At 40.6% G+C, this 13,639-nt stretch carries 13 protein-coding genes; 7 read left to right on the top strand and 6 right to left on the bottom strand.

The features are described from left to right. Positions 1 to 168: 168 nt before the first annotated feature. Positions 169 to 1,254, bottom strand: a complete 1,086-nt coding sequence (locus H5162_RS01330; protein ID WP_182730788.1) for a Xaa-Pro peptidase family protein — start codon at positions 1,252 to 1,254, stop codon at positions 169 to 171. 665 nt (positions 1,255 to 1,919) lie between these two features. On the opposite strand from H5162_RS01330, the gene H5162_RS01325 reads away from it, so the two are divergent. Beyond that, on the top strand, positions 1,920 to 2,771 hold the full coding sequence (locus H5162_RS01325; protein ID WP_182777426.1) for a GNAT family N-acetyltransferase: 852 nt from the start codon (positions 1,920 to 1,922) through the stop codon (positions 2,769 to 2,771). Positions 2,772 to 2,810: 39 nt separating this feature from the next. On the opposite strand, the gene H5162_RS21305 is transcribed toward H5162_RS01325, so the two are convergent. After that, positions 2,811 to 3,002 carry a hypothetical protein gene (locus tag H5162_RS21305; RefSeq protein ID WP_257326910.1) on the bottom strand — a complete coding sequence of 64 codons (192 nt, stop codon included), beginning with the start codon at positions 3,000 to 3,002 and terminating at the stop codon, positions 2,811 to 2,813. Positions 3,003 to 3,484: 482 nt separating this feature from the next. Between H5162_RS21305 and H5162_RS01315 the strand changes: the two genes are divergently transcribed. After that, entirely contained in the window at positions 3,485 to 4,705 is a 1,221-nt protein-coding gene (locus tag H5162_RS01315; RefSeq protein WP_182733961.1) for a Xaa-Pro peptidase family protein, read from the top strand. Between the two features lie 143 nt (positions 4,706 to 4,848). Further along, the gene (locus tag H5162_RS01310; protein ID WP_182733959.1) at positions 4,849 to 5,502 is read left to right on the top strand and encodes a DsbA family oxidoreductase; all 654 of its coding nucleotides are present in this window, start codon (positions 4,849 to 4,851) and stop codon (positions 5,500 to 5,502) included. 74 nt (positions 5,503 to 5,576) lie between these two features. Here H5162_RS01310 and H5162_RS01305 read toward each other — a convergent pair whose 3' ends face one another. Beyond that, entirely contained in the window at positions 5,577 to 6,317 is a 741-nt protein-coding gene (locus H5162_RS01305) for an SIMPL domain-containing protein (RefSeq protein ID WP_182777424.1), read from the bottom strand. A 47-nt stretch (positions 6,318 to 6,364) separates the two neighbouring features. Next, the gene (locus tag H5162_RS01300) at positions 6,365 to 6,826 is read right to left on the bottom strand and encodes an ATP-binding protein (protein ID WP_182777422.1); all 462 of its coding nucleotides are present in this window, start codon (positions 6,824 to 6,826) and stop codon (positions 6,365 to 6,367) included. 383 nt (positions 6,827 to 7,209) lie between these two features. Between H5162_RS01300 and H5162_RS01295 the strand changes: the two genes are divergently transcribed. Then, a complete protein-coding gene (locus tag H5162_RS01295) occupies positions 7,210 to 8,622 on the top strand; it encodes a YfcC family protein (RefSeq protein WP_149981797.1) in 1,413 nt (470 codons plus the stop codon). A 109-nt stretch (positions 8,623 to 8,731) separates the two neighbouring features. On the opposite strand, the gene ppiC is transcribed toward H5162_RS01295, so the two are convergent. Beyond that, positions 8,732 to 9,010 carry a peptidylprolyl isomerase PpiC gene (ppiC, locus tag H5162_RS01290; RefSeq protein WP_182730794.1) on the bottom strand — a complete coding sequence of 93 codons (279 nt, stop codon included), beginning with the start codon at positions 9,008 to 9,010 and terminating at the stop codon, positions 8,732 to 8,734. A 53-nt stretch (positions 9,011 to 9,063) separates the two neighbouring features. Then, positions 9,064 to 9,489 (bottom strand): thiol-disulfide oxidoreductase DCC family protein, encoded by a 426-nt coding sequence (locus H5162_RS01285; protein ID WP_182730795.1) that lies wholly within the window; start codon positions 9,487 to 9,489, stop codon positions 9,064 to 9,066. A 793-nt stretch (positions 9,490 to 10,282) separates the two neighbouring features. On the opposite strand from H5162_RS01285, the gene H5162_RS01280 reads away from it, so the two are divergent. The 3 genes from H5162_RS01280 to H5162_RS01270 are packed head-to-tail and all read left to right on the top strand — an operon-like array spanning position 10,283 to position 13,635. Then, a complete protein-coding gene (locus H5162_RS01280; RefSeq protein ID WP_145234491.1) occupies positions 10,283 to 11,095 on the top strand; it encodes a hypothetical protein in 813 nt (270 codons plus the stop codon). Further along, positions 11,096 to 12,136: an extracellular solute-binding protein gene (locus H5162_RS01275; RefSeq protein ID WP_182777420.1), complete on the top strand. Its 1,041-nt coding sequence runs from the start codon at positions 11,096 to 11,098 to the stop codon at positions 12,134 to 12,136. Next, on the top strand, positions 12,136 to 13,635 hold the full coding sequence (locus H5162_RS01270) for an iron ABC transporter permease (protein ID WP_182759409.1): 1,500 nt from the start codon (positions 12,136 to 12,138) through the stop codon (positions 13,633 to 13,635). Before H5162_RS01275 ends, H5162_RS01270 begins: the two co-directional genes overlap by 1 nt. Positions 13,636 to 13,639 lie beyond the last annotated feature (4 nt).

The following is a 13,639-nucleotide window of genomic DNA, read 5'->3' as shown; positions in this document are numbered from 1 at the left end:
AATGAACATTTACTATTCTGAGAAGAGTTTTTTAATATCATTAGACACATAAAAACTCATGTAACTGTATTGAACTTGGGTGTCATTTTAATTTTTAAAAGTAGTGGATGTCTTTTAACTTATCTTTTAAATTAAAACTAACCTACGTTGTATCTACAATTTACAATATCACAGCTCCAATTCGAATGGTTTGGGAGCATGAGTTAATATTTCATAGCCTGTTGGTGTAATTAAAATATCTTCTTCAAGGCGCACACCACCAAAATCAGGAATATAAATACCAGGCTCGATGGTGATCACATTGCCAACTTCTAATTGATGTTTACAGTTTATATTTATAAAAGGCTGTTCATGTAAAAATAATCCGAGCCCATGACCAAGCCCTTGTCCTGCATATTTACCAAAGCCTGAGGCGTCTAACATTTGTTGCGATACGTTTTGTAAATCAACACAATTAACACCGGGACTAAGTAAATCAATTGCCGCTTGTTGCGCAGTTACAACAGTATTGTATATTTGGGTTTGTTTTGTAGATGCTTTCCCTAACACATAACTGCGAGTCATGTCTGATCGGTAACCGTTAACAACCGCACCAAAATCCAAAGTAATAAAATCCCCCTCTTTGAGCTGGCGGTCACTTGGGCTGCCATGTGGTAAAGAGGTACGTTCAGCAAACATTAAAATGGTCGCAAATGACATCCCCTCAGAGCCTAATTTTTGCATTCTAAACTCAAGCTCTAGCGCTAAATCTCGCTCACTTACACCAGCTTTAAAAAACGGTAATGTTTGTGCCAATGCATCATCAGCAATGGCGGCGGCAGCTTTGATTTGCGTTACTTCCCATTCAGTTTTGACCATGCGCTGACGTTCAACTAGTCCTTGAATTGGTAATAATGTATGACCACTCAAATCATTCGCTACTTGCTGCCAAAGCGCCACATTAATAAATGCAGCATCAAAACCTAAACGGCTGTTAGCTGGTAAAAACCGATTAATACAATCGCCTAAACTTTCGTTATCACGGTCACGGCTGATCACTTCAAAACCATGGCACTCTGCTTGTGCTCGCTCAAAGTAGCGATAATCGGTAATTAGTACACAGCTTGTTTGCGTCACTATTGCATACGCGGCATTACCACTAAAACCACTTAAATAGCGAATATTCTCATGACCTAATAGTAAAATGGCGGTTAAATTTTCGCTTGTTAATTGTTGTTTTAAAGTCTGTTGGCGCTGAAAAAGCTGACTGTTCATCGAAATATAAATCCTAGTTTTAAGGGATCGCTTGGCTCAATTAGACAATATATGTTTAGCAATTACAAATACACTTACGCAAACTACTTCGGTGAAAAGCTAATGCAGCGCAAGCACTTACAGATGTACCCGTTGAGCGCTCCTATCCTCAACAAAAATATAAATATCTAACACCTTTACTTAGTTGTCGGAATCAATAAATAACATTTGAGTCATGATTATTTTTTTGTATACAGTATATCCTTGCGTTTTTTGGCGCAATAGCGTTGATAAAAATACCGATCCGCTCCTACTCAGTTTCAAGGCTGGTTCACTTTTTAACAAGAATATGACTTATTATTGCAAAGCAGCTTACTAAATATTTTATGCTCATGATTGCCGCCAATTAGTAAAGCATCAGCCATTAAACTTTATGCATCACTACCATCGGTTTCACCTTAATCCAACAGATATCGGCTGAAAATAGCACCCATAATTTACAAATAGCTTTGATTTCTTGAAACTAATAAATAGTAACAAATGTGTAACGAGAAATAGACTAAAAAAGAGTTAATTATTTAGGACTTTATTGATACAAAATAGTTGTTCTATTTATAATCATCATTTTAAGTTTATAGCTGCTAGATTAAAAAACTAAGTCGATAGAATAACTAATAGGGGTTAACATGCAAGATCAAGCCTTCACTATCAAAGTAATGACAGAAAAAGAAGTGGGCATTGCCATTGACTGGGCAGCGAAAGAAGGCTGGAATCCAGGCCTGCACGACGCTCATAATTATTATAAAGCTGACCCCAATGGTTTTTTAATCGGCTACCTTGGTGGTGAAGCGATCGCTACAATTTCGGTTGTAAAATACGATAGCAGTTTTGCATTTTTAGGCTTTTATATTGTTAAACCTGAATATCGTGGCAAAGGTTACGGCATGCAGATTTGGCAAGCCGGTCTTGCCTACCTTAAACACTGCAATATTGGTCTTGATGGGGTGATTGAACAGCAGGATAACTATAAAAAATCAGGATTTAAACTGGCTTACCGTAATATTAGATTCGAAGGTTCTGGTGGTGGTTATGCTCCTGAGAATTTAGAAACTATAGAACTGGCAACCTTGCCCTTTGCAGATATAAAAGAGTATGACAAAACATTATTTCCCGCGGATAGATCTGGCTTTACTCAAAACTGGATAAATCAACCTAACAGTAAAGCATTAGGTATTTTAGAAAATGGTCGGTTAGCTGGGTATGGCGTGATCAGAGCTTGTCGCGAAGGCTTTAAAATAGCTCCACTATACGCAAATACAGCTAAATTAGCAGAGTCTCTTTTTATAGCATTAAAAACATCAACACGTTATGACGAAACGATATACCTTGATATACCCGAAGTTAATCAAGCCGCACTAGCTTTAGCAGAATACCATAACATGAAGCCATCATTTGAAACTGCAAGAATGTACACCAAAGAAAAGCCACATTTACCTCTGGACAAAGTATTCGGTGTAACATCTTTTGAAATAGGCTAAATACTATTTAGCTATGAGTTTATCGCGCAGTGCATTGGTTTAGCCGCCAGCTAATAAAATATACATACGAACATAACATTCTAAATTTTTACTATATATTAAACAACTAACGGGTTTTTGGGCCCTTGCGCGGCTGTAGAGTTTGCCATAAAAGCGGCTATTTAAACCGTCAGTCGCGAGGTGGGTGTCATCTAAACCTGCCTCATCTAAACCGGTCTTATCTGAACCCATGGCAAATTCTAGCCCTGTTAAATAAGTTCAGCATAAATTAAACCTTAGTCGGTTAGACTTTTAATTGAGTGGCTTAGCAGTTCGGCTTTTAGTGATGCGCGCAGGTCGAACATTTCATCAATCTGCGAAACAGACAGTTACGTGGCAGTTACGCCTTTATGAGCTTCAAAAATAACCAATCCTTGAGCTTCACGCACTCGAATGCGAGTACAAAATTGCCTATTATCAAACGGCTTAGTTTTAGGTCATATTCATCGTTATTTGCCGCGAAACCAAACATAAAATCTGTATTTTTATTTTAATACAATAATTTAGAGTAAATAAAAAACTCCGTGAGAGTAGAGCTAATAGCCCAAAGAGTTAAAACCATCCACCACAGATTAATTTACAATCCAATTGTATGAGCCGCTTTTCAACGCAACTCGCTTGCAGTACAGCAGTGGCGCAAGCACAATAGCCAAATACAAATAAAGGAGAGCACCATGACAATATTTGGTATTGGTACCCAAACTAAAGAGCAGGCATTAGCCAGCCTAAGTGATATGACAGGCGATTTGACGGCTATTCAAGCTGATGAACACTTAGCACGTATCGCTAATGCACAAACCTATATGCAAGCGAATGGCATTGATGCGATTTATCTAAACGCAGGCACTAACCTTGCCTATTTTACAGGCATGCGTTGGTATGCAAGCGAGCGACTGGTAGGTGCTATCTTACCTGCCAAGGGCGACTTACAATACATTGCCCCGTATTTTGAAATTGGCTCACTTAATGGTTTTAAAGTAATTGATGGACCAATTCGTGGCTGGCAAGAGCACGAAAATCCCTATGCATTATTTGTAAATATAATCACCGAAATGGGCATTGCAGCCAATGGTACTGTGGGAATTGACGAAAGCGCACAATTCTTTATTTTTGACGGTATAAATAAAGCGCAAACTGGCTTAAACCTAGTCAATGCACAACCTGTGACCGCTCATTGTCGAATGCATAAATCAGCCAACGAGCTGGCACTGATGCAACGCGCTATGGATATGACGTTAGCGGTTCACCAAGCAACTGCAAGTATGTTACACGAAGGAATCAGCACCACCGAAGTTGAAGCGTTTATCAAGCAAGCACACCAAAAAGTAGGTGCTCCAGGTAACTATTTTTGCATCGTATTATTTGGCGTTGCAACCTCGTTCCCACATGGCGTGAAAGACCCGCAAATTCTTAAAAAAGGCGATATGGTACTGATTGATACTGGCTGTAAAGTACATGATTATTTATCAGATATTACCCGCACCTATGTGTTTGGTGAGGCCACAGAGCGCCAACGCCAGTTTTGGGATTACGAAAAAGCCGCGCAAATCGCCGCCTTCAACGCCGCTAAAATCGGTGCTCCTTGTGAGGCCGTTGATGCTGCAGCACGCAGTTATTTAGCTGCACAAGATTTAGGTCCTGAATATCAAACCCCAGGTTGTCCGCATCGCACCGGTCACGGTATTGGTTTAGACATTCACGAATGGCCTTATTTAGTCGGTGGTAACAAAACCCCACTCGCAGCAGGCATGTGTTTTAGTAACGAACCTATGCTAGTTGTACCCGATGAATTTGGCGTTCGCTTAGAGGATCATTTTTACATGACCGACAACGGCCCTAAGTGGTTTACCGAGCCGGCTCACAGCATTGACGACCCATTTGGTTTAGCAGGTTAATTTAACTTAAATTAGCTTATCCCTAAAGCTGCACGGTAAGCCCCCTGCCATGTAGCTTTATAAAAACTAACAATAGCCCCCCTTGAATTTACTCACCCTCGCCTGCATATCCCTGTTACATTTTGTAAAAAATAGGCTCACTGATGAAAAAGCTTAAAATCGACATAGTTTCAGACGTTATGTGCCCATGGTGCATTATTGGTTATAAAAACCTTGAAACAGCCCTTGCGCAATTAAGTGACGAATTTACAGCTGAGATCAGCTGGAAGCCATTCGAACTAAATCCAGACATGCCTGTTGTTGGCCAAGATTTAAATGAGCATTTAGCACTAAAATACGGCCTCACTGAAGAACAAGGTGACGAAAACCGTAAACGTATTTTAGAGATGGGCGAGCAAGCAGGCTTTGACTTTAATTTTGACGGAAAACGGATCATGATTAATAGTTTTGATTTACATCGTTTACTGACATGGGCTGCCACTGAAGGCAAGCAAACTGAATTAAAACTGGCATTTTTTAAAGCGCACTTTACTGATTTAGTTTATTTAAATGAGCAAGATACGCTGCTTGATGTAGTGCAAAGCGTTGGCCTTGATAGAGCCCGCGCAAAAGAAATTTTAGACTCTGGTGAGTATTTCCAAGAGGTTCGTAGCGAGCAAAGTGCGCTACAACAGATGGGCATTACCTCAGTGCCAACTTTTATCATTAACGAGCAATACGCCCTCACTGGCGGCCAACCAAGTGACGCATTTGTGCAAGCCTTTAAACAAATCGCCGAGCAAGAAGCACAGCAGTAAAATAAAAAGCCATGTAACAACTATTGGGGGTCACTTCAACTAAGTTACGTGGCTTTTTACCTTATGTGCCAATCTTAGGGTGCTGTTGAATCAGTTAGTTCTAAATCAAATACGGCACTGACTGATGCCGAAAAAACAATATTTTCCTGCAAGTACTTACCAGGGCTTGTAAATTGCTGAGTCCGATTACCGCTCACTACAATTCGATCAATAGCTTGATTTTCGCCATACCGATTAAAACTATTATTGGCAGCCGAGTTGATACTATAAATACTCCCAAGCTTAGTACCAAATGCCTTGGCTAATGAGCTGGCTTTCTCTTTTGCATCATTCACAGCCATCGCATTGACTTGTGCTTTTAAAGCCTTCGCTGCTGATGATTTTAGCTCTATACTTTTAATTGCATCAATTTTTACGCTCAGTGCAAAATCCAGGAGTGCATTCAAGCGCTTAATATCCGTTAATGTTACTTTAATACTGCGGTTAGCTGTATAGCCTTCCAATTGCTGTTTATCGCTCTCGGTATACGAATAGCTCGGCTGCGTGTTAATGCTTGAAGCAGAAACATTTTTCTCATCAATATTAAACTTAGAGAGGCCAGCTAAAAAACTATTGATCCGATTATCAACATCCTTTTTCGCATCTAAACTAGAGACTTGTAAACTTTCCACCTCGAGGTTAATCACAGCAATATCAGGCTTTACTTTTAACTGCGCCTCCCCGGTGACTACAATATGTTGGTTATCTGGCAAAGCCGTATTTGCATTGACAAATGAGGCAAAAGCTAAGAACGCAAAAAGACTAACGTAATTCATAATTTCCCTTTCAAAAAAACCAGTAAATACGTAAGAGCATGGCAACCTTACAGCGTTTCTTTATCAATTACTTTAATATTGTAAAACTCACTATCGCTTGGCTCTTCGAAATATTGAGTAACGTGATTAAACACAGCTTCAGTGTCAAATGCAGCTCTATTTGGTTGTTCAATGCATCGCCGGGCAATTTGCTGAAGGCATGACTCATTCGATACTTTTAAGTAAGTAAACTCAATATTAGCTTGTATTTCAGTAGCTAAAATTTTTAACCATGCTCGCTGTTTTTTTGTATTAGCAGAGAAGTCCATAACCACAGTCGCGCCAGCTTGCAGAATATTTTGAACATGAATTTTGAGTAAAGACCTCAATAAACCAGAGTAGTTAATATAATCTTCAAACGACTTGATTTGGTCAGGGTAAAGTGTAGCCAACCAGTCATCTTCACTGATAAGCACGGCATTTCGTTCAAGAGCTATTTTTTTAGCTTCGGTTGATTTACCTGCCCCCATTTTGCCACAGAATTACAGTAAAGATCCCGCTACCACCATGAACCGTTCTCCTTGTTGTATTTTGATTTCTAAGCAAATAACTTAAAACAAGCTGTAAAGATATAGCACTGTATTAAGTATCACATGAGCCTTAAAAGTTAAGCTAATTTTAAGATGGGTGTCTGCGTAAATATTGTGTTATTACACAACCCAATTTAAAGACACCCACTTTAAACTAATGACTGTTTTTCTTGAACCTAGCTAACTATAAGCATGGCTCTTCCCTGTTACATTCCTTTACAGACTTGCGTGCCTATTTTTATTGTGATTTTACAAGTCGTGGTATTCTTCACAAAAAGTAGCGTCTATATTTTCGCTGCACTAATTATAAAAATGGAGAACGTATGAGTAATTCTTTTAAAGTGCCGCATACTTTAATTTTACTGCTGGGTATGATGGTCACTGCGTTAGTTGCTACGTGGCTAGTACCGCAGGGATTTTTTGATACTACATTATCTGATTCTGGCCGAGAAATGGTGATCGCCGGCACCTATCAAACTGTTGCAGAACGTCATTATTTGACCCCATGGGATTTACTAACCGCTATTCCGCGTGCTTTTGCCGCTGCGCAAGATGTGATCTTTTTTGTATTGATTGTTGGCGGCGTACTTGCCATTGCCCGTGCTACCGGCACGGTTGATGCGTTGATTGGTCGTTTACTTGAACGCCATGGTAAACAACCACAACGACTTATTTTTATGGTGGTATTTTGCTTTGCCTTAGCGTCGAGCAGTATTGGTACTGCGGGAGAATACATTCCGTTTGTGCTGATTTTAGTCGCTTTATGTAAAGCCATGCGCCTTGATGCAATGACTGCGGTCGGTATGATTGTGGCAGGTTACGGGATTGGTTATGGGGTATCGGCGTTTAACCCGTTTACGGTGTTAATTGCTCAGCAAATTGCTGAAATTCCAGTTTATTCTGGCTTATGGTTACGTTTGGCGATATTCGTGCCGTTTGTATTAATTGGCTTTCACCATGTCTGGCAATACACTAAAAAAGTCGCAAACGATCCAAGTAAATCCATGATGCTTGATGTACCTTGCCCTTTAAGCGATAAAGCAACACCACAGTATCCTGTACTTGCGCTGCGCCATAAACTAATTTTAGGCAGTTTTATCATCACTCTTGCTGTCGCTGTGTGGGGTATTGCCACTAAAGGTTGGTACTTATACGAGCTAGGCGGTGTATTTATTGCCTGGGGTGCGATTGTTGCTGTACTGGGGCGCTTATCAGCAGATGAAACTGCCAACCGTTTTATTGAAGGGGTCTCAGATCTCGTGACTACCGCTATTTTAATTGGTGTGGCCCGTGGTATTGCCTTGATACTGGAAGATGGGCAAATTTTGCATAGTTTAGTGCATGGTATGTCGCTACCTCTTTCGTATGTGAGCGCCGAGCTCTCAGCCATTGGAATGTTAGTCATTCAAACAATACTCAATACCTTTATTCCATCAGGCTCTGGCCAAGCGTATGTAACTATGCCGCTGATGGCCCCGCTGGGCGATTTAGTCGGCGTGCCACGCCAAGTGGCTGTACTTGCATATCAATTTGGCGATGGCTTTTCAAATATGATCATCCCAACTAATGCAGTCTTAATGGGAATTTTAGGGATGGCGGGCGTACCTTACGGCCATTGGTTCCGCTTTTGCTTGCCGTTGTTACTTAAGTTAATGTTAGCCGCATCAATTGTATTAGTGCTTGCAGTAATGTTTGGTTACGGCTTAGATGTACAACCAAGTGCCGTTGGCAGCTAAAGTTACTGGATGCTTAAACGTAAAAACCACCTTTGTAGGTGGTTTTTACGTTTAAATCAAAGTCACTCGTTTTTCTAGCTAACTTTACTCTCGCTAACTTTATTTACTCTTACGTTCTATACAGCACTTTGATAACATGCCAGCCAAATTTGGTTTTAACTAAATGTGGCTCTAAGATCTCAGCACTAAAAGCGACTTTATCAAACTGTGGAACCATTTGGCCGCGTTTAAACTCACCTAAATCACCGCCTTTTTTACCTGACGGGCAGGTTGAATGCTTTTTAGCGAGCACTTGAAACTTAGCGCCTTTCTTTAATTGCTTGATGATATCTTCAGCAAGTTCTTTATGCTTAACCAAAATATGTAATGCGTGTGCAGTGCTGGCCATTATTTGTCTCTACTAAATTTAACTGCGGCGATTTTAACACAACATTTAATGCCTTATAAGTAATGCTGATCATAGTCACTGTTTGGTATACGACAGTAATCGTACTTGCCAAATAAGCGATATCGATTAAACGCAATGCGATCGTACGCCCAGTTACGTAGGCATTTGGGAATTATTCGCAATATTTTAGCTATCTGCCAAGGCCAACCAAGCTGCGTAACAATATTAATAAATGCATCACTTTGCGTAATACATTGATTATTTTCAACATAAATCATAGTTTTATAATTATCTGTTGCATAGTTAAAGTAACTTAGTATCGCTTGGCCTTTTAAAGACTGCACACTGCATAGTTTAAAATGCAACTGCTTGTCGTGTTTAATAATAAAATTGCACCACGCGCTGCATAGCTTACACTGCCCGTCGAATAAAATGATTTTATTGTGTTGTATTAATTGTTGCGCATTCAATGTTGGCATAAACCGCTCTTATCTTGAATAAGTAAAATGATCTAAACAGGCGCAAGTAGATGCCATAAAGATTACGTTATGGCATGAAATTATTTACTTGACGCTGCAAGAGACCAACGCCAAATCCGACGAATACTCCACCACTGACCTTATTAAGGATCGTCCCCCTTTTTTGCGAGGATAGCTTTGATTTTGCATAAGTAGCACAGAATGCATAGATAGTATTTATTACTATTACTAAACAGCTAAAAGTCACAGCAAGCAGAATAGTTAACTCTTCTTTAGATTATAGCTGTGAAACACAAACCATATCCGAGTTGCTATTTTACTACAATTACCTAGTAAATTTTGCCTTGGTATTGTCAACGCATTTAAAAAGTGTGGCAAGTTTAATTAAAGAAAGCATGCGTATTTTATCACTTCATAAATGTACTTGTCTTTTCATCATAATCCTTTTTATCAGCCAAAGACGACTTGCTAGCCTAGGCATGTAATTATTGTTTCCTAGTGCAAAAAATAAATTTGAATTAGTAGCAAGTAACCTGTCGATAGACTCTGTGCTGCTGTAAATTCAATTGAAGCAAAGAAAAATGTATTTTTTTGTTACTTTCGCTCATAAACCAACCGATCCTGCGGTTAAGGTTTATATCGACAAATCATTACAACCGCCCTAATACAAACAAATGCTTTATAAACAAAGATAAAATGGGCATTCAAAGGCTAATTTAGGTATATTGCTTTTAGTCATTTTTATGGATATGATAATGGCTATCATTTACAATTACCTTTCGGATCCTCTATTATGAAAGCAGTATTTAAATCAGCTACCACCTTAGGTGTGAGCCTTCTTTTAGTATCAGCATTTGTTGCGCAACCTGCATTTGCTAATGGCCCTATTGGCGAACATGTAAATCACTTACAAGCAAATATCAAAGATTACTCAGAAGAAGTTGAATGGATGATCGGCAAAGTCGATACCATGGTAAGCGACTATGAAAGCAAAGGCGTAAAAGCAGTAAAAAGCGATGACCTAATCGAGTATTGGGAATCAGTGAAGTTTCACAGCGCGATTGAAACAAATTTTGTGCCGGTATATGCGTCAATCTGGCAAGGTATTTATGGCGTAAAAATGGCCATTGATAATAACAAGCCGGCGACTGAAGCTCGTAAAGAACAACAAGCGATGAATGCTGCCTTGTGGCAAGGTCTTGGCGCAGTTAAACTAGCGGCGCAATTTCAACAAAAAGGTTTGCTTGCAAACGTTAAAGCAACTGCAACCACAAGCATGACTCAAAGTGCTACAATTGATGAAATTAAACATAAACTTGATCGTGTCATTGCCAAATATGCAGAGCGCTTAAGTGATGAAGCAACCAGCATTGTGCACGATACTTATCTTCACCTATTTGAAGGTGTTGAAGGCACACTTATCGAACAAGATGCCAAACTTGTTGAAATATTAGAAAAAGATTTTAACGTGACACTGCCAAAAGCAATTTCAGATAACAAAAGTGTTGATGAAGTACGCGATGTGGTAAGTAGCATGCACACTAAATTAGACCGCGCCAAGGTATTACTCGAAAAAGCCGAAAAAGCACGTAAGGATGTATTTTAAGTGAAGCGTAGGACCTTTATACAAGGCCTAGCTGCGTTTGGGGCAATCGGTGCATTACCATTGCCTCTTTCTCGCGCACTAGCTGCCAACATAGCAAACCCAGTTTCTGTTGATGACTTACCTAAACTTGAAGGTGAGCTGACCTTATACCTAGGTCGTGGTGAAGGTGGTTTGTATGAAAATGTGCTACAAGCAATTCAAGACAGAAACCCCAACTTTAAACTAGGCATTCGTCGTGGTCCTACAGCAGCTTTAGCCAATACCATTGTTGCTGAAGCAAAAGCAGGGGTGCGTAGAGCCGATATATTTTGGGCTGTTGATTCTGGCGCTATTGGCTTGGTTTCAGATGCCGGCCTTGCACAACCAATTCCGAGTGATCTATCAGCGCAGTTGCAACCACAGTTTCGCTATAAAGATTGGGCCCCTGTCACCGGTCGTGTGCGCACCATACCCTATAACACCTCGCGTTTGACCAAAGAGCAAATTCCAACCAGTATTATGGACATTGCTGATAGTGACTTAAGCATTGGCTGGGCACCTGCGTATGCATCGTTTCAATCATTTGTAACGGCAATGCGTATTCTCGAAGGTGACGATAAAACAGCGAAATGGCTGAAAAAGATTAAGAAGCGTGCTAAAACCTATGCCGGTGAGTTGGGTGTAGTAATGGCCGTTGAACGTGGTGAAGTGGATATTGGTTTTGCTAATCACTATTACACCTTACGTTTAAAATCAGGCAAACCAGATGCCAAACTTGATTTAGCATTTACCCAACAAGATGCTGGCTGTTTAGTCAATGCATCAGGTATTTTGGCATTGAACGACGACCCTCTTGCCACTCACTTTATGCGCTATTTATTAAGCATCGAAGTGCAAGGTTACTTGGCTCGTGAAGCCTATGAAATTCCGCTGGTAAATGGTGTCCCTCTACCTGAAGGGTTACCATCTTTAGCCAATATTTCACCACCCAAAGTGGACTTAACACAGTTAGCTGATCTTCGGCCAACCATAGCTTTGATGCGAAATAGCGGCGTACTGTAATGCGACTACCAGCTTCTTACCCAATGGCGCTGCTTGCAGCGCTTATTGTTTTATCTCCTATCTTTATTTTAATAACGCTGGCCACTGATGCCAGCTCTTTGTTTGATAATCATAATTTAAGTATTCTCGGCAATACTTTGTCCTTGATGGTATTAACGGTCATTGGTTCTATTTTAATCGGGGTACCGTTAGCATTTATCAGCGCTTATGTGCGTTTACCGTTTAAAAAACTATGGCTGGTGTTTTTTGCCGCGCCTCTAGCCATTCCCAGTTACATAGGTGCATTTACGCTTTATGCGGCTTTTGGCTCCGGCGGAGAGATACATAATCTACTTGGTATTGAACTGCCATCGATGGATGGACTCAGCGGCGCAGCTATTGTCATGACTCTTTACACATTTCCATTTGTAATGATGACTACCCGCTCATCTTTACTTAGTCTTGATGCAAGCATGGTTAATGCGGCCCGCACCTTAGGTATGTCGATGACCGAAAGTGTATTTAAAGTCATTTTACCCCGTGTAGTAAATGGCATTGCCGCAGGTTCGTTATTGGTCGCACTGTATACTTTGTCTGACTTTGGCACACCTGCAATGATGCGCCTTGATACCTTTACCCGGGTTATTTATGTCGAGTACAATGCTTTTGAGTTAAGTCGTGCGGCAATGTTATCGTTACAGTTGTTGGTAATTGTGGGCTTTTTACTGTTGATTGAGTCACAAATTAAAACGGCTAGCGAACGCCATGGCCGGCCATTAATTTTGTTTCCTAGTAAGTGGCAACTAGCGGCTATGTTTACCACTTTTGCGCCTATTTTATTATTAGCCATTGGCTTACCTCTGGCGATATTTTCGCTGTGGTTAGCACGTGATGGCTTTAGCTCATTTGATTTTAGCATCGCGTGGAATTCAGCGTATGCCTCAGCCATTGCTGCAGTGGTTGCGGTGATTGTAGCTATCCCTGTTGCCCATGCTGCACTTAGCGGTAAAGCGGGTCGTATCATGGAGCGTGTTACTTACTTTGGTTTTGGTATTCCAGGTATTGTAATGGGCACCGCGCTAGTTTACGGTGGTTTGCAATTGCCGTTTTTATATCAAACATTAGGGCTGTTGATCATTGCCTATATGCTGCGTTTTTTACCCTTAGCGGTAGGCTCTGTGCGCACTAGCACTGAGCACCTTGATCCAAGTTTAGTTAAATCTGCGCGGGTCTTAGGCGCCAGTCCGCGCGAAGCATTTACCCGCATAACTTTACCACTCACAATGCGTGGGATCATAGCCGGTGCCGCTTTAGTATTTTTAGAATCCATGCGTGAATTAGAAGCAACCTTATTACTTGGCCCAACTGGTTTTGAAACACTATCGACTTATTTATGGCGTGTTTATGAGGCGGGCTATTTTGGTCGTGCTGCTATTCCTGGGTTATTGTTAGTACTGATTTCTGCGTGCGGTTTAGCTATTATGATGTCTGGCGAAAAACGTAACCAACTCGAACATTGAGGAT

This window comes from Pseudoalteromonas sp. SR41-8 (assembly GCF_014163915.1).
GTDB classification, from domain to species: Bacteria; Pseudomonadota; Gammaproteobacteria; order Enterobacterales; family Alteromonadaceae; genus Pseudoalteromonas; species Pseudoalteromonas rhizosphaerae.
Note: the sequence above shows the minus strand (reverse complement) of the source record. Positions and strands in the feature narration are given on the sequence as shown.